Annotated in this window: 15 protein-coding genes and 2 pseudogenes; 8 read left to right on the top strand and 9 right to left on the bottom strand. The window is 69.7% G+C overall.

Features of this window, described 5'->3' with window-relative positions:
* The first annotated feature begins 11 nt into the window (after positions 1-11).
* A complete protein-coding gene (locus ABH933_RS13785) occupies positions 12-1787 on the top strand; it encodes a BTAD domain-containing putative transcriptional regulator (RefSeq protein ID WP_429455032.1) in 1776 nt (591 codons plus the stop codon).
* Here the strand turns inward: ABH933_RS13785 and ABH933_RS13780 are convergent.
* The 4 genes from ABH933_RS13780 to typA all read right to left on the bottom strand — a co-directional run bounded on the left by ABH933_RS13780 (position 1754) and on the right by typA (position 9650).
* Positions 1754-4642 (bottom strand): BTAD domain-containing putative transcriptional regulator, encoded by a 2889-nt coding sequence (locus tag ABH933_RS13780; RefSeq protein WP_429422960.1) that lies wholly within the window; start codon positions 4640-4642, stop codon positions 1754-1756. The two genes, ABH933_RS13785 and ABH933_RS13780, sit on opposite strands and share 34 nt — an antisense overlap.
* 342 nt (positions 4643-4984) lie before the next feature.
* Positions 4985-5923, bottom strand: a complete 939-nt coding sequence (mshB, locus tag ABH933_RS13775) for an N-acetyl-1-D-myo-inositol-2-amino-2-deoxy-alpha-D-glucopyranoside deacetylase (RefSeq protein ID WP_429422962.1) — start codon at positions 5921-5923, stop codon at positions 4985-4987.
* Complete coding sequence (locus ABH933_RS13770) at positions 5923-7722, bottom strand: ABC transporter family substrate-binding protein (RefSeq protein ID WP_429423209.1); 1800 nt, start codon at positions 7720-7722, stop codon at positions 5923-5925. The genes mshB and ABH933_RS13770 overlap by 1 nt, the downstream gene beginning before the upstream one ends.
* A gap of 26 nt (positions 7723-7748) precedes the next feature.
* Complete coding sequence (gene typA / locus ABH933_RS13765; protein WP_429422964.1) at positions 7749-9650, bottom strand: translational GTPase TypA; 1902 nt, start codon at positions 9648-9650, stop codon at positions 7749-7751.
* Between the two features lie 212 nt (positions 9651-9862).
* On the opposite strand from typA, the gene ABH933_RS13760 reads away from it, so the two are divergent.
* On the top strand, positions 9863-10156 hold the full coding sequence (locus ABH933_RS13760) for a 4a-hydroxytetrahydrobiopterin dehydratase (RefSeq protein WP_429422965.1): 294 nt from the start codon (positions 9863-9865) through the stop codon (positions 10154-10156).
* Here ABH933_RS13760 and ABH933_RS13755 read toward each other — a convergent pair.
* A complete protein-coding gene (locus tag ABH933_RS13755; RefSeq protein WP_429422967.1) occupies positions 10098-11432 on the bottom strand; it encodes a mannosyltransferase in 1335 nt (444 codons plus the stop codon). The two genes, ABH933_RS13760 and ABH933_RS13755, sit on opposite strands and share 59 nt — an antisense overlap.
* Before the next feature lie 308 nt (positions 11433-11740).
* Between ABH933_RS13755 and ABH933_RS13750 the strand changes: the two are divergent.
* A pseudogene (locus tag ABH933_RS13750) lies at positions 11741-12517 on the top strand (Rv1157c family protein); the annotation flags it as partial.
* Positions 12518-12914: 397 nt separating this feature from the next.
* A complete protein-coding gene (locus tag ABH933_RS13745; RefSeq protein ID WP_215918429.1) occupies positions 12915-13229 on the top strand; it encodes a hypothetical protein in 315 nt (104 codons plus the stop codon).
* Positions 13230-13233: 4 nt separating this feature from the next.
* Here the strand turns inward: ABH933_RS13745 and ABH933_RS13740 are convergent, their stop codons facing one another.
* Together ABH933_RS13740 and ABH933_RS13735 are read right to left on the bottom strand one after the other, a co-directional pair.
* Entirely contained in the window at positions 13234-13950 is a 717-nt protein-coding gene (locus ABH933_RS13740; RefSeq protein ID WP_429422969.1) for a DUF1906 domain-containing protein, read from the bottom strand.
* 268 nt (positions 13951-14218) lie between these two features.
* The gene (locus ABH933_RS13735; RefSeq protein WP_429422970.1) at positions 14219-15544 is read right to left on the bottom strand and encodes a hypothetical protein; all 1326 of its coding nucleotides are present in this window, start codon (positions 15542-15544) and stop codon (positions 14219-14221) included.
* A gap of 741 nt (positions 15545-16285) precedes the next feature.
* Here ABH933_RS13735 and ABH933_RS13730 point away from each other — a divergent pair.
* The 4 genes and pseudogenes from ABH933_RS13730 (at position 16286) to ABH933_RS13715 (ending at position 20313) form a co-directional block, all read left to right on the top strand.
* On the top strand, positions 16286-16936 hold the full coding sequence (locus ABH933_RS13730; RefSeq protein WP_429423210.1) for an ABC transporter permease: 651 nt from the start codon (positions 16286-16288) through the stop codon (positions 16934-16936).
* Positions 16929-18158 (top strand): annotated as a pseudogene (locus tag ABH933_RS13725) (ABC transporter ATP-binding protein); the annotation flags it as partial. The gene ABH933_RS13730 and the pseudogene ABH933_RS13725, both read left to right, overlap by 8 nt.
* Positions 18159-18496: 338 nt before the next feature.
* Positions 18497-19255, top strand: coding sequence for an ABC transporter permease (locus tag ABH933_RS13720; protein ID WP_429422972.1), 759 nt, complete (start codon positions 18497-18499; stop codon positions 19253-19255).
* 23 nt (positions 19256-19278) lie between these two features.
* Positions 19279-20313: a glycine betaine ABC transporter substrate-binding protein gene (locus ABH933_RS13715; protein WP_429422974.1), complete on the top strand. Its 1035-nt coding sequence runs from the start codon at positions 19279-19281 to the stop codon at positions 20311-20313.
* Between the two features lie 12 nt (positions 20314-20325).
* On the opposite strand, the gene ABH933_RS13710 is transcribed toward ABH933_RS13715, so the two are convergent.
* Together ABH933_RS13710 and ABH933_RS13705 are read right to left on the bottom strand one after the other, a co-directional pair.
* A complete protein-coding gene (locus ABH933_RS13710) occupies positions 20326-20994 on the bottom strand; it encodes a GNAT family N-acetyltransferase (protein WP_429422975.1) in 669 nt (222 codons plus the stop codon).
* 343 nt (positions 20995-21337) lie between these two features.
* Positions 21338-22093 carry an alpha/beta hydrolase gene (locus ABH933_RS13705; protein WP_429422976.1) on the bottom strand — a complete coding sequence of 252 codons (756 nt, stop codon included), beginning with the start codon at positions 22091-22093 and terminating at the stop codon, positions 21338-21340.
* Between the last annotated feature and the right edge of the window lie 36 nt (positions 22094-22129).

The raw sequence follows: 22129 nt of genomic DNA, 5'->3' as shown, positions 1-22129 counted from the left end.
TTATGTTGCGCGTGTCGTTGCTGGGTCCGATCCGGATATGGGCGGGGCCACAGGAGATTTCCGGTCTGCCACCCAAACCGGCTGCGGTGCTGGCGATCCTGGCTGCCCGGCACGGACGGATCGTGACGATCGTGGACCTGCTGGCCGCCGTCTGGGGCGAGGATCGGCCCGCATCCGCCGTGCCGGCGCTGCGCAACTACGTCTCGGTGCTGCGCCGGCTGGCGGCGGGCGAGGTGGCGATCGAGTCGGTGGCCGAGGGCTATCGGTTGTCCGGCGGCATCGATCTCGATATCGACCGATTCACCGAGGCGCACGCCGAGGCCGCGGCGTTGTGCGCGGGCCCGCACCGGGGGGACGCCGACCGTGTCGCCCGCACGGCGCTGGACCTGTGGCGCGGCGCCCCGCTCGAGGGCGTGCCGGGCGGGTGGGCCGCGACCGAGCGCGTCAGGTTGCGCGAGATCCACCTCGCGCTCCAGTCGATCGCCCTGGAGGTCGAGCTGGAGCGAGGCGATCCGCTGCGCGCGATAGTCGAACTGGGCCCCCTGGTCCAGGACAATCCGCACGACGAGCGGTTACCCGCGCTGCTGATGACGGCCCTGCATCGTGCGGGCCGCCGCGCCGAGGCGCTCGAGTTGTACCGGAAGGTCCACCGCGGGCTGACCGACGAGTTCGGGGTGGAGCCGGGCCCCGGCCTGACCGCGGTGCATCGAAGCATCCTGGCCGACGATCCGGCGCCCGAACTCCCGTCCGCGGCACAACTCCCCGCCGACGACGGCGATTTCACAGGCCGCACAGCGGTTCTGACCGCGATCATCGACAACATCGACCGCGCGACCGGCACGGTGGTCGAGACCATCACCGGCATGGGCGGCGTGGGCAAGACCATGGTCGCGGTCCGGATCGGGCACCTGCTGGCGGACCGATTCCCGGACGGCCGGCTCTTCGCGGATCTGCACGGTTCCGGCGGCATGCGGCCGCGGGCCGCCGCGGCGGTGCTCGGCGAATTCCTTCGGGCACTGGGCGTTCCGGACGCGCAGATCCCGGACGGTCCGGAAGAACGGACCGCGCTGTACCGATCGGTGCTCAGTGGACGCCGCGTGCTGATCATCCTCGACAATGCCCTCGACGCCGGCCAGGTGTCGCCGCTGTTGCCCGGCGCCGCCGGATGCGCGACGATCCTCACCGCCCGGCGGCCGATCGACACGTGCGCAGGTGGTCGCGTGCACCACCTGCCGATGTTCGACGACGCGGAGGCCACCGAGCTGGTTCGGCGCGTCGTCGGCCCGGCCAGGGTCCAGGCGGAGCCGGGGGCGTGCGCGAATCTCGTTGCGCGCTGCGGACATCTGCCCCTGGCAATTCATATCGCCGCCACCCGCATCGCCGCCCGGCCCACCCGAACCCTCGCCGCGCAGGTCGCCGAGCTGACCGGACGCGACGGCCTAGCCCGGCTCCGCGCCGGCGGGCGAGCGGTCGACACGCTGTTCCGGGCGGGCTACGACGAACTGCCCGAACGGGAACGGCGACTGTTCCGGCTGTGCGCACACCTGGAGATTCCGGACATCACCTCGGAGGTCGCCGCCGCGGTACTGCGGGTGAGCCCCGCCGCGGCGGAGGACCTGTGTGAATCACTGGTCGATTCCGGCATGTTGCAGTCCTGGCAGCGCGGCCGGTTTCGCTACCACGACCTGATGCGCGCCTTCGCCCTGACGCTCGCCCCGGACGAACGGGACGACCTGGACCCCGCCACCCTCGCTCAGGCCTGCTCGGCCAGCACCTCGTCGATATAACCGCTCAGGATCATCGCGATCGGCGCCTCGAGATTCTCATCGACACGCTGCCGGTTGCCGTCCACGCCAGGCAGCAGCGTGTAGATCCGCGCGGCCTCCCGGAACACCTGCTGCGCGGCATCCGCCTTGCCGGCGGCGTTTCGAATAATGCCCAAGAGCACCAACAACTTTCCATAGGGCATCGGACCGGCGGTCTCCGCCTGCAGCCGCGCGGCCATGGCGGCCGCCTCCTCCGCAGCCGCCAACCGGCCCGCAAGCAGATGCACCTGCGCGAGCCTGCCCAGCGCCCAGGCCTCGTTGACCCGGGTGCCGCATTCGCGTGCCAGCGACACCGCGCGCTCGCACAGTTCCAGCGCGCGCTCGTGCTCGCCCTGGAACGAGGCGATGGCGGCCCGCTCGTGGTACCCGGTCGCCTCCGTGGCCCGGTGCCCGATGGCGTGGGCGAGCCGGGTGCCCTCCTCGGCGCTGGCCGCGGCGTCGTCGTAGCGGCCGGCGTCGCCCAGCACCTTGGCCGCACTGCAGTGCACATATGCGGACAGGCCCTGGTCGCCGACCTGCTCGGCCAGCCTGCGGGCCAGCTCGAAGTACTCGATCGTGGCCTGGGGCTCGCCGGTGCTGCAGAACGTGGCCACCGATGCGGCGAAGCCCGCGAGCCGGGCATCGTCTCCCCCGCCGTCCAGCACCTGCCGCAACTGCCCCAGCGCCTCGGACACGTGCCCGATCCCGAAGACGAGCACCGCACCCAGGGCGGCACGGATCCGCAGTTCCCCGCGCCGATGTCCCACGGCAACGGCGCCATCGAGCAGTGCACGCAACGCCGCGGCCAATTCCTGCGAATACGGCCCGTTGTCGATCAACTCGGCCATGGCCCACGCCAAATCCGCTGCCAGCTCGATCGTTTCGCGCGTCGGCGCGGCGGCGATCTGCCGATAGATGCGGATGATGTTCGGATGCTCGGCATTGAGCCACCGGTAGGCGGCCGTGACGTCCGGCAGTGCCCGGTCGGCGGCATGCGGCCGGGCCACATACTCGCGCAGCCGCGATGTCGGCTGTGCGGCCCGGATCAGCTCGAGCACCGCGGCGAGATAGAAGTCGAGCACCCGCCGGATGGGTTCGACGTCGCCGGCGTCCGCACGACGCCGGCCGAACAGTCGGGTGAGATCGTGCAGGCGGTATCGGCCGGGGTGCCAGCTCTCCAGCAGACTCAGATCGACCAGCGACCGGCACAGCCGTTCCGCCTCGACCGGACCGCATCCCAGGATCGCCGCGGCCGCCGGAATCGACACCTCGCCGACGTCGGGCACCGCCAGCAGGCCGAGCGCGGTGGCCTGAGCGGGATCCAATTGGTCGTAACTCATCCGGAAGCAGGTATCGATCGCCATCTCACCGGTGCGCAGCTCGGACAGGACGCGCCGCTCGTCCGCGAGCCTGTCGACGATGTCGGCCAGCAGCCAGGCCGGCCGCGCGGCGAGCCGAGCGCCGAGGATGCGCAGCGCGAGCGGATGCTGCCCGCTCGCCTCCACCAGCCGGTCGGCCGCGGCCGGCTCGGCGGCGACGCGCCGCTCGCCGACCAGCACGGTGAACAGCTCACGGGCCTCCGCGACCGTCATCATCGCCAGCCTGGTCAGCCGCGCGCCGGGCACATCGACCATCGCCGACCGGCTGGTGATCAGTACGGCGCTGCCGGGAGTGTCCGGCACGAGCGGCGCCACCTGTGCGGCGTCGCGGGCGTTGTCCAGGACCAGCAGTACCCGCCGGCCCGCCAGCCGCCCGCGCAATCGCGCCGCGCGCTGCACCGCGGCGGCCGGAATCTGTCCCTCGACCTCGCCCAGCGCCCGCAGCAGATCGCCCAGCACCTCGGCCGGGTCGGCCGGTAGTGACGAATCGCCCCGCAGGTCGACATAGAGCTGCCCGTCGGTGAAGTGCTCGCGGACCGCGTGGGCGACCCGCACCGCCACGGCACTCTTGCCAATGCCGCCCATGCCGCTGATCACCGCGACGGGTGCACCGGCACCGGGGTCCCCGATCAGATGGCCGGTAATCTCCGCCACCGGGCCGGCACGTCCCACGAAGCGACCGATGTCGGCGGGCAGCTGCGCCGGAACGACGGCCTCCCCGGACGCCGAGGCGGGCCCCTGGCCGCGCAGGATGCCGGCGTGTAACGCGCGGAGTCGTTCACCTGGCTCGAGCCCCAGTTCGTCGACCAGCAGCCGCCTGGTCGCGGCGTATGCTTCCAACCCCTCGGCTCGGCGCCCGGCCCGATGCAGCGCCTCGATATGCAGCACCCGGAACCGCTCCCGGTGCGGATACTCCGCGACCAACTCGGACAGCTCGGGCAGGATCTCCAGGTGCCGGCCCAGCGCCATGTCCGCCGCCAGCCGTTTCTCCAGGACCGCCAGCCGCAGCTCGATGAACCGCCCGCGCTGGCCGGCCGCGAACGGGCCGGGCACCCCGGACAGCGGCGTACCGGTCCACAACCGCAGTGCCGCAGACAATTCGCACCGAGCCGCCTCCGGATCGCGGGCGTGTGCCTCCGCGGCGGCGAGGTGCTCGTAGGCGAGCTCCACATCCACCGCGCCGAGCGGCGCACGCAGCCGGTAGCCGCCCGCGGTGCTGGTCAGCAGTTCGGCCGGACCCACGCGGCGCAGCAGCGCGACGTGGTTGCGCAGCGCACCCACGGCCGAAGCGGTCGGCTCGTCACCCCACACCGCATCCACCAGCTGCTCCACCGTCGCGGTTCGTCCGGCATGCAACAGCAGTGCGGCCAGCACCGCCCGCCGTTGCGGCGGGCCGAGCTCCAGCTCGGTGTCCGCGGACCGCGCGCGCAACTCACCCAGCACCGTGAATCTCAGCATCCGCGCAGCGTAACCGGCGCAATTCGCCCGTGACGCAGCGCACTTTCGAGAAGCGAGCGGACCCCGCCGACGGAATGCCCCGGCCTGGCACACGACACCGCCGCAGCCGGTGTGGCGCCGGAATGGGAAGGGCCCCAGGCGCCGACACCGATCACGACCATCGCCGCGGCGAATGCGGCGGCACGGTGAGATCGGCGCAATCGAATCTTCCTCGCCGAGTACATACCTCGCCACGCTAGATTCCCCGGCTCACGACGAGATCAAGAGCGCATCAGGTCCACCGCCGTGCTGGAGCCCCGACGACGACGCCCGTCGCCGTAGCTTACCGAAAGCTCGCGGCGCTCAGCGGGTTACGAGGTCGCCGGGAACCGCCAGTCCCGAGAACAGGTCGTGCTCGCGCCCGTCCGGCCCCCGCACCCCCGGCACGCCGCGCACCAGGATGTAGTGCTCCTCGGGCAGGATCGGCTGGGCGATATCGTTCGACAGGGCGAATTCCCGGCCCGAGGGCGCCACGCTCACCTGGGTCGCGTGGGCGCGCAGCGCGGCCCGCTTGGCGGCGAGCACGTCGGAGACATCCACCGTGGCGGTGACCGATTCGCTGGGCACACAGGCCAATTCGCCCTCGGCGGGCAGTTGCCAGCCCGCGGGCAGCGCGCCGGGCAACCGGTCGACGGTGCGCCGGGCCAGGGCCTCGGTGTGCAGGCGCAGCACGGTGGCGTCGGTGACGGTCCAGTACAGTTTCGGTACGTCCCAGCCGATCTCGGCCGCGCGATCCACCGCATCCATCGTGATCCGGTGTGCCCGAAGGTGATCCGGATGTCCGTATCCGCCGTGCGGGTCGTAGCAGATCACCACGGCGGGTCGAACCTCGAGCAGGATCTCCACCAGCGCGTCGACCGCGGCGTCGCCGGATTTCACGAAGGCGCGCGGATGCAGCGCGTCGACCTCCTGCGGTGCGGCGGTAGTGCCCGCCATCCCGGAGTCGCGCCAGCGCCCCGCACCGCCCAGGAATCGCGGCGGACCGGCGCCCAATTCGGCCAGCGCCCTGGACAATTCGCCGATCCGATAGCCGCCGAGCTGATCGGCCGCGGAGCTGACCAGCGCGGCCCATTCATCGCCGATGACCTCCCCCTCCTCGCCGAGGGTGCAGGTCACCACAGTCACCGGAATGCCGCGGCGGCGGTAGTGCGCGATGGTGCCGCCGGTCGTGATGCTCTCGTCGTCCGGATGGGCATGAACCAGCAGCAGCCCACCGCTATGTCCTCCGCGTCGCTCGCTCACTACGACAACCGCCGCCAGTTCGCCGCGCCGCCGAAGATCCCCACCTGAATCGCGCCGGTCAACGAGACGCCGTCCATGTGCGGTCCGGCCGCGGCGACCCCGTTGTCCTGCACGATCGGCAGCACGGTGGCCAGGTCCCACAGCCGCGGTTCGGCATCGCCGATCGCCTTGGGCACGTCCGCGCCGCGCAGCGCCGCATCGATCTGGGCCTGCAGCGCCGGATCACAGACCCCGGCAACGTTGCTGGGCGCCTTGCGGATCGCCTCGCTCTGGGTGGTGTCGATCTGCCCGGGCGGCGTCACCGGCGGGCAGCCGTAGCGCGAGGCCAGCACGGTGGCCGGATCCCCGCCCGACTGCTCCCAGCCGACGATCGCGTCGACCGTGCCGTCCAGCAGATCCTTGCCGTAGAGCTCCTCGGCGGGCAGGTTGGTGACGGTGGCATCGATTCCGGCGCTGCGCAATTGGTCGGCCGCGGTATTGGCGACGGCGAGGGTCGTGGTGTCCTTGTCGACCGCGCCGATGTGGATGGTCAGTGTCTTGCCGTTCTTCGCGAGCTGGCGCGGCTGCGGCGCCGGGGAGGTCGTGGAATTGCTCGGCGGGGTCTCCGGTGCCCGCGCAAAACCCGCCTCGGCCAGCAACCCGAACGCCTGGTCGGGCGTCATCCGCGCCGGCTCGGTCGGTACGTATCCGGGATCGGACGGCGAAAGCACCTGTGCGCGAGCGGGATCCACCCAGCCGCCGGTCTGCGCGCCGACCGAGGCCAGCAGGTTCGGATCCAGCAGCGCCAGCACCGCGCGGCGGACCCGCACATCGCTCAGATCCCCGGAGCGGCCGTTGAGCGCCAGCTGCATCACCCGCGCCTGCGGCGCGATCCCCGTGCGCACCGACGGCACCGCGGCGAGCTGGGCCTGCGTCGCCGCGCTGCCGTGCACCAGCGCCATCTGCGCGTCGCCGGCCCGAAGCGACTCGGCGGCCTCGGCGGTGGTACCGCCGCGCCGCAACAGGATCTGATCCGGCACCGCCGGTGTGCCCCAATAGCGGTCGTTGCGCTCGAGCAGAATCTCCTGGCGTCCGGCGTCGGCCTGCTTGACCCGGAACTGCCCGCCGGAGATCGGATTCTGGTCGATCAGGCCGCGGTCCAGGGTCAGTGCCCGCTCGAATCCACCGGGCGCATCCTTGAGCAGATGCGAGGGCAGCAGATCGGTGAACAGCGACCGCCACGCCGGGTACGGGCCGTTCATCGTGACCGTCACCGTCTTGCCGCCCTGCGAGGAGCCGACATCGGTGATCATCCGATAGCCTGCCGGGTCCACCACCCCGGGATCGATCGTCATCTGCTGCCACAGGTAGCGGAAGTCCTCCGCGGCGATCGGCGCACCGTCCGACCACGAGGCCTGATCCTGGATCTTGTAGGTGATCGTGAACGGCTCCTGCGCGGTGACATCGGCCGACACCATCAGCGCCTTGTCCGGCACCCAGTCGGTGGCCCCGGGCACCGCCGTCGAGGGCACCGGCCGGAAGGGGCTCGGAAACACCATCGAGGCAACGGCATTCGTGGCCGGCGACTGGTTCGACCGCAGGTGCGGATTGAAGCCGATACCGATGTCGTCCACCGCCACCACCACCGTGCTCCTGGTCGGCGTGGCGGGCAGAGTCTTGGGACTGTCGGTGCTCTCGATCGGCGGCGGCGGATTCGCCGTGCAACCGGACAGCAGAGACACCGACGTCGCCAGCATCAACACCAGCGCACGCAGCAGCACCGTGGTGCGCCGCGTCGCGCGCGTTCTAGCCCCCGACATCACGACGGGCACTCTACAGGTCGGAACTACGCGTTCTGCGCGGCCCGGTCGCGGGCCTTGCGCCGCGAAGCCTCGCGCCCGCGCTCGGTGGCGCCGAGGATCACCTTGCGCACCCGGACGATCTGGGGAGTGACCTCCACGCACTCGTCGGCGGCGCAGAACTCCATCGCCCCTTCGAGATCCAGCTGCAGCGGCTTGGCCAGGGTCTCGAACACATCGGCGGTGGCCGAGCGCATATTGGTCAGCTTCTTCTCGCGCGTGACGTTGATGTCCAGGTCCTCCGCACGCGGGTTGATGCCCACGACGTGGCCCTCGTAGGTGTCCGCGCCGGGCTCGACGAAGAACTGGCCGCGGTCGGCGAGCTGGATCATCGCGAACGGGGTCACCGAACCGGCGCGGTCGGACACCAGCGAGCCGGTGTGGCGGGCGCGGATCTCACCGGCCCACGGCGCGTAACCGTCGAAGACGGCGTTGGCGATGCCGGTGCCGCGGGTCTCGGTGAGGAAGTCGGTGCGGAAGCCGATGAGGCCGCGCGAGGGAACAATGAACTCCATGCGCACCCACTCCGCGGAGTGGTTGTTCATCTGCACCATCTTGCCCTTGCGGGCGGCCAGCAGCTGGGTGACCGCACCCAGGTACTCCTGCGGGCAGTCGATGGTCAGCTCCTCGAAGGGCTCGTGCACCTTGCCGTCGACCTGCTTGGTGACCACCTGCGGCTTGCCGACGGTCAGCTCGAAGCCCTCGCGGCGCATCTGCTCGACCAGGATGGCCAGCGCCAGCTCGCCGCGGCCCTGCACCTCCCAGGCGTCGGGGCGGCCGATGTCCAGCACGCGCAGCGAGACGTTGCCGACCAGCTCGGTGTCCAGGCGCGCCTTGACCATGCGGGCGGTGAGCTTGTGGCCCTGCACCCGGCCGACCAGCGGCGAGGTGTTGGTGCCGATGGTCACCGAGATGGCGGGCTCGTCGACGGTGATGCGCGGCAGCGCCACCGGGTTCTCGAGGTCGGCCAACGTGTCGCCGATCATGATGTCCGCGATGCCCGCGATGGCGACGATGTCGCCCGCGACGGCCTCCTCGGCGGGAGTGCGCTCGACACCGACGGTCTGCAGCAGCTCGGTGATCTTGACGGACTTGACGCCCTCGCCGTGCATCCAGGCCACGTTCTGACCCTTGCGCAGGGTGCCGTTGTGGATGCGGACCAGGCCGATACGGCCGAGGAACGGGGAGGCGTCGAGGTTCGTGACGTGGGCCTGCAGCGGGGCAGTGGCATCACCCTTGGGCGCGGGCACGTACTTCAGCAGGACGTCGAAGAGCTCGTCGAGGTTCTCCGCATCCGGCACGTTGCCGTTCTCCGGGCGAGTGGTGGATGCCACACCGGCGCGGCCCGACGCATAGAGCACCGGCAGGTCCAGGGCGAGCTCGGCGGCCTCGGAGGCCTCGTCGTCCAGGTCGGAGGCCAGGTCGAGCAGCAGGTCGTGGCTCTCCTCGACGACCTCCTCGATGCGGGCATCGGGGCGGTCGGTCTTGTTGACCACCAGGATCACCGGCAGCGACGCGGCCAGGGCCTTGCGCAGCACGAACCGGGTCTGGGGCAGCGGGCCCTCGGACGCGTCGACCAGCAGCACGACGCCGTCGACCATGGACAGGCCGCGCTCGACCTCACCGCCGAAGTCGGCGTGGCCGGGGGTGTCGATCACGTTGATCACGGTCACGCTGCCGTCGGCGTGATGCCGGTGCACGGCGGTGTTCTTGGCGAGAATGGTGATGCCCTTCTCGCGCTCGAGATCGTTGGAGTCCATGACGCGGTCGACGTCCTCGCCGCGCTGGGCCAGGGCCCCGGACTGCTTGAGCATGGCGTCGACCAGCGTCGTCTTGCCGTGGTCAACGTGCGCAACGATTGCCACGTTCCGAAACTCGACCGACGACACGTTGAATCCTCCTGGCTGAAGTAATGGGGTGGCCGACCCTCGTCTGTGAAGGTTGCTAGCAGGACAGGTGCGGTCCGAAAAAGGAACCATCGACGACTCACCGGGCATGCGGCCAGCTACAGAGTACCGAAATGGGTACGAGGTTCCCGATTCAGCCGGGTTGGAACGATCGGAACCTGCCGGAACGGCGGCAACGAGAGTAGAACGAGGACATGAGTACACCCCTGCTCACCGACGACGAAATCACCTCGGCCCTAACGGGCCTGCCGGACTGGACGCGCGCCGGCGACTCCATCACCCGCACCGTCCAGGCCGCGACCTTCCCGGCCGGGATCGAGCTGGTGCGCCGCGTGGCCGTCGCGGCCGAGGAGGCCGACCACCATCCCGATATCGACATTCGATGGCGCCGGGTCACCTTCACGCTGTCCACGCACTCCGCGGGCGGGCTCACCCGGCTGGATATGGAGCTGGCAGGCCGGATCGATCAGCTGGCACAGCAGAGCTAGACCGATCCCCCGGATCGGCCGCGCGCACGCGTGCCCAGATCACCCAGCCGAAGAACCCCAGCACCCCGATCGCGTCCACCGCACCGAGCCAGGCCAGGTACCACGGTCGCGGGATCGTCCAGATCGTCGGCTGCGCGAACGAGAGCACCCAGGGCACCCCGATCAGCGCGTTCACCAGCCAGTACGCGGCGATCACCCGGGCGCCGGCGACCTCGCGCAGCGGCCCGTAGGTCAGCCAGAGCAGCAGCGGCAGCAGCCACACCCAGTGGTGTGACCAGGAGATCGGCGAGGCCATCAGGCCGAACAGCTGCACCACCAGCAGCGCCCCCAGCCGGTCGTCGGACCGCAGCGACCGCCAGGCCAGCATCGCCAGCACCGCGACGACCGCCACCCACAGCATCCACCAGGGCCCGAACGGGATTCGATGCCCGGCCAGCTGCCACGGCGCGCCCGCGTCGTGGCCCAGAATGCGACTCAGCGCTCCGCGCAGCGACTGATTCCACACCGAGCCGACCGGGCCGATGCGATTGGCGTCGCCGATGAGCGGGCCGAAATAGGTGCGGGTCTCGCCCGGTGAGAGTGCGAAGCTCAGGCCGATCGTCGCGGCGAAACCCAGCGCGGTCGCGACGGCGGCGGCCCACCGTCGCTGCGCCAGGAAGTACAGCCCGGTGACCGCCGGGGTCAGCTTGATGCCCGCGGCGATCCCGACGAGCAGGCCGGACCACCACCAGCGCGACGAGCGCACCGCCACCATCACCAGCAGCACCAGGAACACGTTGACCTGGCCGTAGTCGATGGTGGTACGCACCGGCTCGAGCCACATGCCCAGAGCCGTCCAGCCCAGGGCCGCGGTGCGCCAGCGGCTCTCGCGCGCGGCGTCGCCGAGCAGGAGCTCGAGGCTGATCCGCACGACCGCGTACAGCGCGGCCGCGATCAGCAGCAACCACAGCACCGCGATGAGCCCGAACGGCAGGAAGTGCAACGGCCAGAACACCACCGCGGCGAAGGTCGGATAGGTGAACGGCAGCGGAAAGTCGGGCGTCTTGTCCGCGTAGGTGAAGTCGTAGAGATGGCCGGTACCCAGCGAGGCCGCGCCGTAGACGTAGACGTGCAGATCGACCAGGTTCAAACCATTGGGCGCCAGGAACATCCACAGCAGCCGGGCCAGTACCGACAGGCCCAGCGCCGAGGCGGCGATGCTGCGGCCGCGAGCGAAGGGGCCGAGGCGCGGCCGGTCGCTGCCGCCCCCAGCGGCCGATCGGAGCTCTCGGTTCACTGCTCGCAACTTTCGGGTCGGGTTGGCGGGCCGGGTCAAGATTAATCACACCGCCCACGCGCGACGCGCGGCCCCGAGGGCCCAGGACACAACTTGGACACGCCGAGCACCATTCACCTCACCAATCCCACCGACAACACTGGTCACGCGCTATGTTCCGTTGATGCATCAAATACCGTTTTGTTAGATGCAGGCAAAATCACTGCTGCGCTGTACAACACGGCGCTCCACTCCCTAGAGTGGCACGGCGTACGCGATGCGCCACGCATCGCACTTTGACGTACCCGAGGGTAAGGACGGCTACACCAGTGCTTCGCACCAGAGGAACGCGGTTCGCATTGTCGGTGTTGGCCATCGCGGCCGGCGCGACCGTTACCGCTTCGACGACGGCCGTCGCGGCCCCCGCACCGAAGCCACAGAGCCCTGCGAGCACACCCCTGGTGCCCGAGGGCGTCCCAGTCGACGCGCTCGTCTCGCTGGCTCCGGCCATCATCGGCGCGGCGGCGGTGGGCGACATCTCCTCCCCCGCGCACCAGTCCCTGCTGGGCCAGGCACAGCAGGTGCTGAACTCGGCGGGGCTGCCGCCGCAGGTCAAGACGACCCTCTCGGCCCTGATCGCCTTCCTGGACGGCAGCAATGGCGGCGGCCCGGACATCCCGAAGAACGGCCCGGTCATCGCGCAGTTCCTCTACCCGTCCATCGGCAAGGACTGCATCGGTCCGGGCTCGGATTCGGTCGGCACCGCGCTGGCCGTGCCCGGTCCCGCCGAGCTGCCGCCCCCGGGCCCGCGCGCCGGGCAGGCGGGTTTCGTCTTCACCGCGCTGGGCACCAAGGGCCTGACGCCGCACCAGGCCACGCCGATGACGGTGCAGTGGCTCAACCTGGACACCCAGCGGGGCGGCACGCTGCCGCTGACCGACGCCGCGCACATCAACCCCGGCGGCCCGGCCACCCTGTCCGCGATCGCCAACACCGGATCGGGCCGCATCGTCGCGACCGTCTCGGGGTCGCTTACCACCAAGCCCGCCGCGGACAAGGCCCCGATCACCTGCTCGTTCCTGCCCACCCTCGGCTTCTTCGTGGTGCCCTCCACCACATCCGCACCCGCGGAGGCGCAGTCCGGCACGGCGAAGTCCCCGGATCAGGCCGCGGAGCCGCAGACCCAGGCCACGGTCGAGCCGAAGGCCAAGGCCCCGGCCCAGCCGCAGGTCGCGCCCGAGAACCGCGCCAAGGCGCACGTCCCGGCCTAGTTCCGGCATCCGCCGCCGTCGTCCCCGCAGTCTTCGCCGGGACCACGGCGGCGGTTCCGTCTATGCGGGATGACACGTGGGCGCGCGTGTGATCAGGCGAAACGGCGGGGAATCGACGCAATACGACCACTGTCTGTGGTAGACCGCTTACATGGCGACTGTCGATCGGCTCGTACGGTCCGCATCATCCGCCCCCGCCGATTCCGCCGGGGCTCGCTCCCGGCATTCGGTCATGTCCCGCAAGTCCTTCCGGTCGGTGCTGTCCACCCGGTCGCACCGGTCGATCCTGTCGTTCCGCTCCGAGGGCTCGATTCTGTCCATCGGCTCGGCCTATTCGGTGCTGTCCATCGGCAGCGTCGGATCGGTGCTGTCGATCGGATCGGTCGGGTCCTTCTTCAGCCTCGGCTCGGCGTTCTCCGGGTTGTCGCGCTTCTCGCTGCTGTGCTGGATGGGCGACCGCGAGGTGCCCGAGGCCCGGCCGATGCTGCGCGTGGTTCCCGACGAACCCGACCTGTGCCTGGACCCGACCTGCCACTGCCAGACCTAGTCGATCACCACTGGCCGTAGCGCGGGGTGAGGATCGCGTTCAGATCCACACTGATGCCGTCGATCCTGGTCCTCTTGATCTCGAACTGGTGCAGGTTCGCGGCGGGGTGGACGAATCCGGCCGGCGTGCCCCAATTGTGCTGCCAGAAGTACGAACCCAGCCCGGCGGAGTGGGCGAGTTCGATGGTGGGCGCGTTGGCGTAGACGCCGAGGCGCTGGCTGCCGACCACCGACTGCCAACCCAACAGGTAGGGGCCGATCATCTCGGCGAATTCGGCCGCGCTCGGGTTGTCGTCGATGGAGGCGTAGATCGGCGCGGCGTCCGGCCCGCCGGCGGCGCGATGGAGTTGCAGGCCGCGGTCGGCGCACCGCTTGCCGGCCTCGAGCCCGCCCCGCCAATCCGCGGTCGGCCCCTTGCCGAACTGGTAGTTGGACACGATCGTCAACCCGGCCGCGCGCAGCGCCTCGACCTCGCTCGCCCGCAGCGGCTTGCCGGTCATGAATTCCGCGCCGGGACGACGGTCCGAGACGTAGCGAATCGCACCCGCGTGCCCGGCGGCCCGGATCGACTCGGCCGCGGGTACGCCCACCGAATAGTCCACGAGCGTCCCCAGGCGGTCGGCGGAGGCGGTGGGCGCGAATGCGGCGGTGGCCGCGGCGGTCACCGCGGTGACCCCGGCATAGCCGAGGAGGGTGCGGCGGGAAATCGGAACTGCACGCATCGACGAAGCTCCTTCGGGTCATCGGCACGAACGGCCGGGCCGGCAACGGAACACGCCCGCCTGAGGCCCCCGGCCATGCCAGCACGCCGACGGAATTGCGGAACCGCCCGGCACGGCCGGTCGAACCGCCGGCGCACCCGGCGCACCTTCCCCGATCTCTGTGCGCGCCGGGCACCCCGAACGTGCACTAATTTCACCACACTCACATAAGAACCGCCATGCTCATTGGACACATCAACCACACGCGTCCCAGAACATGCCCGGCCGATCAGGACATGGCCGCCGTGATCCGCTCGCCGACGTTGATGGTGCGGATCGACGGATCGGCCAGTTCCTTTCTGACGAACCGCGCGACCTGGGCGGCGATCTGGTGCTGGATGCTACCCAGGCTGCCCAGGGCCTTCGCACGCCATCGGTCGGGTTGCAGGCGAACCACGACGTCGCGCGCATGGGGCGGGGCCACATCGATGACGATGAGCAGCGGATCCGCCGCGCGGGCCACGAGTACCAGGGGAACCTCCACGTCGGCCCGATAGTGATGCACCCCGAGTACGGCGACGGTGATATCGAGGGTCACCGGGACGACCAGATCGAACGTCACCGGGTCCGGAGCCGCCGGTTCCTGGACCTCGGTGATCGACATCGCGTCGGACGTGGCCATGACCTCGGCGGCTCGACCGGCGGCCTCCGCGTGGTCAGCGGCACGACTCGTATCGGCACTTGGTTCCGGCTCGCCCGGCGCGGGACGTTCGGCCAGGATCGGCGTGCCGACCACGCCGCGGACATCGACCCTGGCCATCCGGCGCGGTCCGGTACGGATCGGCCCGACCACGATGTCCCGCCCGGCCAATGTCTCGGCCACCTCGCGCACGCGGTCGACGGTGACGATGCGCGGAAAGAAGCGGTGCCCGAACTCGTCGTAGCCGATCCATTCGAATCGATCTCGCGAACGATGCGGCGATCGTTCGCGGTTCAGGATCGCCTCGACGTCGAAGACTCTCGCGCGCACCGCGGCCCGATCGGCCAGCATGGCGTTGACCCGGTTCGCCACCTCCCGCTGCACCAGCGTCGCGATCGGGTCCAGCAGCAGTTCGATGGCGCTGCCGATGGCCTGGGCGCGCAGCACGAAGCTGACGTCACGGGTCCGCAGGGGCGGGATGTCGATGACGATGAGCAGTGGATCGGCCGTGCGGGCGTGCAGCGTCAGGTCGATCTCGACCACGGCCTCGAGCCGCAGCCGCTGCCCGCCCAGTGTGACGGTGAGATGCAGCGTGACCGGCAGGCTGACCTCGAAGGTGACATGTGGGCCGCTGCGCACGATGTGCGGCTTGCCCACGCTGCCCTCGGCGACGAATCCGGCCAGGCCGGCGGGGCCGATCGAGAACGGGCCCAGGGCTATCCCCTGTCCGGCCATCCCGGAGACCGCGGCCTCGATCCGCGCCGGGGTGACCGCCTGTGCGACGAAGCGCTCGCCGAATTCGGCGTAGTCGATCCAGTGCGGCGGGTCCGAAGCAGGCTGCCGGCGTAACCGCGCTGGGCCCCCGGAAGCTCGCTCACTCACCGCGGGATGGCCGTGCTCGCTGGACTGTCGCATGTATTACCGAAACCTCGCTGTGCCGGATGGTGCGCCTGCCGTTCGCAATCCCACGCCTGAGCGTACCTACCGTCCAGTTGTCCATCCGAATACAACGGGTCGACGGAGACGGCTGGGGCTCGATCTCAGAGCGAGCGACGGAGAGTGACGCACCCCGCAAAGTACGGGAGGGAGCGGCCGGCCCACGATGGCATTCAGTACCGCCCCGAGTTGCAGGTCCCCGTCCTGCCGATGAGGGGGCAGCAGGACAGGGACCGCGACGACGGCGCTGCCGGGCACCGCCGGGTCCATAGTAGGGCCAGGCACACGCGGATACCTCCCCCGAGTGGTCAGAATTCACCTTTTAAGAGCATATTCACAGCTGACCGAAGAAGACATTACCCGGCCGGTGGGCCCGCGCGGAACGGTGAATTCTCACTGTGGGCGAGTCGATGCCATGCAGGCGGTCGGCGTCGAGACGTCCGCGCGGGCACCTGATGCCGTCGCCGAACGGGTAGCGCGGCAGATTCCCGTGGCAGCCCTGCCCGGACCGGCACTGCCCTACCCAGTGGACGACCGTCCCACACGCGAGGAACGAATGTGGCTCAGTTACGCCATGTTTCGCTATGAAGCCGCGGAATCCCCGGTAGCACCGGCCAATTGGCGCCCTGCCCCGTGAAAGACCACCGAAATCCCGCTTATCCGGCAAACCGGTGGATACACTTTCCCCGCGGACGCCCGGCCATCGGAAGGGGTGACATCCTGCACGCGCTGTGGACTTACGTCGTCGATCATCACACCCAGTTGCTGACCGATTCCTATCTGCACGTCTCCGCGGTCGTGCAGTCGGTGCTCATCGCCACCGTGGTCGCGGTGCTGATCGGCATCGCCGTGCACCGCAGCCCGTGGGGCTCGGCGCTGGCCACTGCGGCGGCCAGCATCATCCTCACGGTGCCGTCGTTCGCGCTGCTGGGCCTGCTCATTCCGGTGCTGGGCCTGGGCGTGCGCCCCACGGTGACCGCGCTGGTGCTGTACGCGCTGCTGCCGATTCTGCGCAATACGATCGTGGGGCTGGCCGAGGTCGACCCGGCGGTCTCCGATGCGGCGCGCGGGGTCGGCATGGACCGGCGGCGCGTGCTGACCGGCATCGAACTGCCCCTGGCCTGGCCCGCGATCCTGGCGGGCATGCGGGTCAGCACGATGATGTCGATGGGCATCCTGGCCATGGCCGCCTACGCCAAGGGCCCGGGCCTGGGCAACATCATCTTCTCGGGCCTGGCCCGCCTCGGCAGCCCGACCGCGGTACCGATGGCCCTGACCGGCACGGTGTCCATCATCGTGCTGGCGCTGCTGCTGGATGCGCTGCTCGCCCTCATCGGCCGCCTCACCACACCGAGGGGAATCCGTGACTGAATCCGCCACCGGCACAGCCGAATCCGGCACCCGCACGCACGGCGCCGAGATCATCCTCGATGCGGTGACCAAACACTATCCGGGACAACGGGATCCGGCCGTAGAGGAGTTCTCGATCACGATCCCCGCGGGCGAGGTCGTGGTCTTCGTCGGCCCCTCGGGCTGCGGGAAGACCACCACCATGCGGATGATCAACCGGCTCATCGAACCGAGTTCGGGGACCATCACCATCGACGGCCGCGATGTCGCCGGGATCGACGCGGATCGCCTGCGCCGCGGCATCGGTTACTCGATCCAGCAGGCCGGGCTGTTCCCGCATCTGACCGTCGCGCGCAATATCGCCACCGTGCCCGGGCTACTCGGCTGGAACCGCAAGCGGATCAACGCCCGCGTCGACGAGATGCTGGAGCTGGTCGGCCTGGATCCCGGCACCTTCCGCCGCCGGTATCCCCGTCAGCTCTCGGGCGGCCAGCAGCAGCGCGTGGGCGTCGCGCGGGCACTGGCCGCCGATCCGCCCGTGCTGCTGATGGACGAGCCCTTCGGGGCGGTCGATCCGATCACCCGCGGACTGCTGCAGGACGAATTGATCCGGCTGCAGGCCGAATTGCACAAGACCATCGTCTTCGTGACGCACGACTTCAACGAGGCGGTCAAGCTGGGCGATCGAATCGCGGTGCTGGGCAACAGATCCAGCATTCTGCAGTACGACACCCCGGCCGCGATACTGGCCGAACCCGCCGACGAGACCGTCGCCGGATTCGTCGGCGCGGACGCACCGCTCAAGCAGCTCACCCTCACCCGGGTCTCCGACGTCGAGCTCGGGCAGTGCCCGACGGCCCTGGAATCCGATGAGCCACAGGCGATCCGGGCCGCGCTGGCCGAGCGGGAATGGAAGTGGGGACTGATCCTCGATGCCCAGCGCCGCCCGCAGCGGTGGGTCTCGGCCGGTCAGCTCGCACACGCGTCCTCACTGCGGGAGGCCGGGCAGCCGATCACCGACACGGTGTCGCTGCGATCCACCCTGCAGGAGGCCCTGGGCACGCTGCTGGCCGACAGCACCGCCAACGCGGTCGTCACCGGGCGGCGTGGCGAGTACTCGGGGCTGATCACCATCGATACCCTTGTCGCCCATCTGTCGGCAATGCGTTCGGAACATGGTGGTGCCGCGCCGGATTCGGTCGGCGCCGACACTGCAGGCGCGAGCGCCGCCGGGGCCGCGCCGCACGCGGACATCCCCGATTCGGCCGATGCGGGTGCAGCAGATACAGCTGCGGCGGAAGCGGATTCGGCGGGCACAGGGTCAGCCAGCACGCGATCGGCCGGCGTCGACTCGACGGACCAGGGGTCCGCCAGCGCGGGATCAGCTGGCATCGTCTCGAATGCAGGCGAGGCCGATGTGGGTGCAGCAGATACGATCACGGCGCAAGCAGATTCGGCTAGCCCAGAGTCGTCCGGCACCCGACCGGCCGACGTCGACGCGGCTGACACAGGGGCCGCCGGCACGGGATCAGCTGGCATCGAATCGGATTCAAGCGGGACCGATGCGGGTGGGGCGCAGTCGTGAGCCCGGTCGATCGACGCCCCGAGCGGCGGGCGGAGCTCATCCGACTGGCGGCGCAACCGATCCTGGCGCTCGCGCTGGCCGTCGGCGTGCTGCTGTGGGCGTTCGACCGGAAGCTCACGGTGACGCAGCAGGCGAGCATCACCGGCACCAATATCCTGACCGTCGTCCGCCAGCACGTCCTGATCACGCTCACGGTCGTGGTGATCGTTGTCGTCATCGCGGTGCCGCTCGGCACGCTGCTCACCCGGCCCGGATATCGCAGGCTCGCACCGGTTTTCGTCGGCATCGCCAATGTCGGGGCCGCGGCGCCCGCAATCGGGCTGATCGTGCTGTACTACCTGCTCACCGAGCAGACCGGATTCTGGGTCGGGGTCGCGCCGATCGCGTTCTATGCGCTGCTCCCTGTGCTGCGCAATACGATCCTGGGCTACGACCAGGTCGATCCGGCACTGGTCGACGCGGGTCGCGGGCAGGGAATGTCGGCCGCAGCGGTGTTGCGGCGCATCGAATTTCCGCTCGCAGTGCCGTACATCCTGGCCGGGCTGCGCACCTCGCTGGTGCTGGCGGTGGGCACGGCCACGCTGTCGTTCCTGGTCAGCGCGGGCGGGCTCGGTATCCTGATCGACACCGGATACAAGCTGCGCGACAACGTGACCCTGTGGGTCGGCGCGTTACTCGCGGTCGCGCTGGCGCTGCTGGTCGACTGGCTCGGCGCGCTCGCCGAGCAGTTCCTCGGACCCCGGGGGCTGCGGTGAGCGCGCGGGCGGCGAGGGCCGAAATGTCACTCACCACAACCGTCCACACTCCGTGCCGGTCGGGACGCACTGCGCGATCCGCCGCACTGCGGGCATTGCTGAGCGTCGCCGCAACGGCGCTATGCCTGGTGCTGGTCAGCGCGTGTGGACTGGAGGCCGGTAGTGCCGTCCCGTTGCAGGTCGGGCCGGGCTCCATCGAGCCGGTGCCGGAGCTGAAGGGGGTCCGGATCATCGTGGGCTCCAAGGACTTCACCGAACAACTCATCATCGGCTACATCATCGAATTCGCCCTGACCGCGGCCGGGGCGCAGGTGCGCGACCTGACCGACATCACCGGATCCAACAGCCTGCGCGATGCCCAGCTGCACGGACAGGTCGACATCGCCTACGACTACACCGGCACCGGCTGGATCAACTATCTCGGCAACGAGCAGCCGATCCCCGACTCGCAGCAGCAGTTCGAGGCGGTGCGCGCCCAGGATCTGGCGAAGAACGGGATGGTGTGGACCGACCTGGCGCCGATGAACAACACCTACGCCATGGTGAGCAATTCCGCGGCCGCGCAGAAGTCCGGCGCAACCACACTGTCGGATTACGCGCGGCTGGTGAACACCGACCCGAGCGTCGGCGCGACCTGCCTGGGCACGGAATTCAGTGTGCGCCAGGACGGATTCCCCGGCATGGCGCACAAGTACGGCATGGATCTCGGCAAGGTGAACAAGAAGATCATGCAGGACGCACTGGTGTATCCGGCGACGGCGAACAATACCTGCGAGTTCGGTTCGGTGGACACCACCGACGGCCGCATCAAGGCGCTGCACCTGAAGCTCCTCGACGACGATCTCGGCTTCTTCCCGAAATACAATGCGGCACTGGTGATGCGCAAGTCGTTCGCCGACGCGCATCCCCAGATCGCCCAGGTGCTGGCACCGATATCGAAGGTGCTGACCAACGATACGATCACCGGGCTCAACGGCCTGGTCGACCTCCAGGGCCGTGAGCCCGCCACCGTCGCGCGCGACTGGATGGTCTCACAGGGATTCGTCACGGCGAAATGACGAGAGCGCGGCTCATGCGTTGAGCAACGGCTCGCTCCCGGCGCCGAGTTCGCGGGTGATGGTGTTGCGCACCGCCGGCCACTCGTCGTGCAGGATCGAATAGAACGCGGTGCTACGAACCTCGCCGTCCATGCCGCGCGAGTGCGCCCGCCGCACGCCGTCGCTGGTGGCGCCCAATCGCTCGATGGCGGTGCGGGAGCGGGTATTCCGCACATCCGCCCGCAGCGCGATGCGGCGCACCTGCCATACCTCGAAGGCATGGGAAAGCAGCAGCAGCTTGGATTCCAGGTTGATCCCGGTACCGCGCGCCCGCGCCGAGAGCCAGGTGTTGCCGATCTCCGCGGCGTCCGGAATGGCCAGCAGCGGATCCCCGGTCGGCCGCCCGTGCACGATCGGCCACACCATTGGCCCCTGCCAGTAGTCGAAGCGGGTGAATCTGGTCGAGCCCAGCACGCCGCCGTCGGCGGTGGCGACGACCGCGAACGCCAGCCCGGTGCCCGCGGCGTGCGCGGCCACGGCCTGGGCGACGTAGTCGGCGGCCTCCTCCAGCCCGTGCGGCACGGGTGTGTAGGCGAATGCCTCGCGATTCTCGGCGCCCGCGGCAGCCAAACCCGCAACATGGTGCGGCGCAAGGGGTTCCAGTCGCACCAGGCGACCGGTGAGAGCAACGAGTGCAGGCACGTTTCCCTCATTCTTTCGGACGGTCTCCGGCCCGCATCGGACAGGTAACGCCGCACCGGACCGCTCCCGGGTCGACGAACCAGCCCTGGCACGCCAGCAGCAGCATTGAATAGTGAAGTGAACGATAACGGAACACCGGCCGACCGCGCCGCAGGTGGCATGTAAATTCACGGCCTCGATTTGCGTGTCGCCCGGCGGGTCGCAAACCCGCTGTGTGCGGGCGGTTTCCGAGCATTCCACCGCACCGAAATCGACTGTCCGTTAATTCCGATTTCAGGCCGCCCGGGCACGTCGCCCCCCGAGGGGCGCCGGCGTGCCCGGGCGGCCGCCGGCACCGATCGCGTCAGGCCGGAACCACGCCCCGGCCCAAATGCCGGGCGAACAGCCGACCCGAGTTGTCACCCATGTACTCGGGCACCTCGTGATGCCCGCCGGGGAACGCGTGCAACACCTTCTCCGTGGAGGCGAAGGCGTCGAACAGATCGAGCCCGTGCTGCCGGGGGATCTCCGCATCGTCCCACGGGAGCAGGAATTCGATCGGAATGGTCACCTGTTTCGCCGCCTCGATCAGGGCGGGATACATGAAGACCCCGCCGAAGATCGCCGCGGTGATGCGCGGTTCGACCGCCACCAGCGGCAGCCCGATCGCACTGGCGAGCGTCATGCCGGTGTAGCCGATCGGCGCGCCGGCCCCGATCTCCGGCAGTGCCTGCAGTTCGTCGATGACCGCACGCCATTCCGGCACCGCGCGCTCGGCCAGGGAGCCGTTGTACTCGGCGAGGATCGGGCCGAGCGGCCGGCCCGCCGCCCGTGCCTCCAGCATGTCGGCAACCCAGTGCTGGTCCTGCGCGTTACGGGGCCGATCACCATGTCCGGGCGCGTCGATGGAGGCGACGGTGTAGCCGTCGACGGTCACCGCGCGATGGGCACGAGCCACCAGTCCCCGCGCCTTCTTGTGCAGGCCGCCGGGGTGGCCCATCAGGACCAGGGGCGCGCCGTGCGGCCCGGATTCCGGCGACCAGAGCACACCGGTCACGTCGTCGATGGCGAAGGTACGTTCGATGACACCGTCGGACGATGTCTCAGAAATAAGATGCATGATGATGCCTTTCGGATTGCCTTGCTACTCAGGCAC

It is taken from the genome of Nocardia sp. GP40 (assembly GCF_050434125.1).
Classification (GTDB): Bacteria; Actinomycetota; Actinomycetes; order Mycobacteriales; family Mycobacteriaceae; genus Nocardia; species Nocardia albiluteola.
This window is presented reverse-complemented; position numbering and strand designations above follow the sequence as displayed.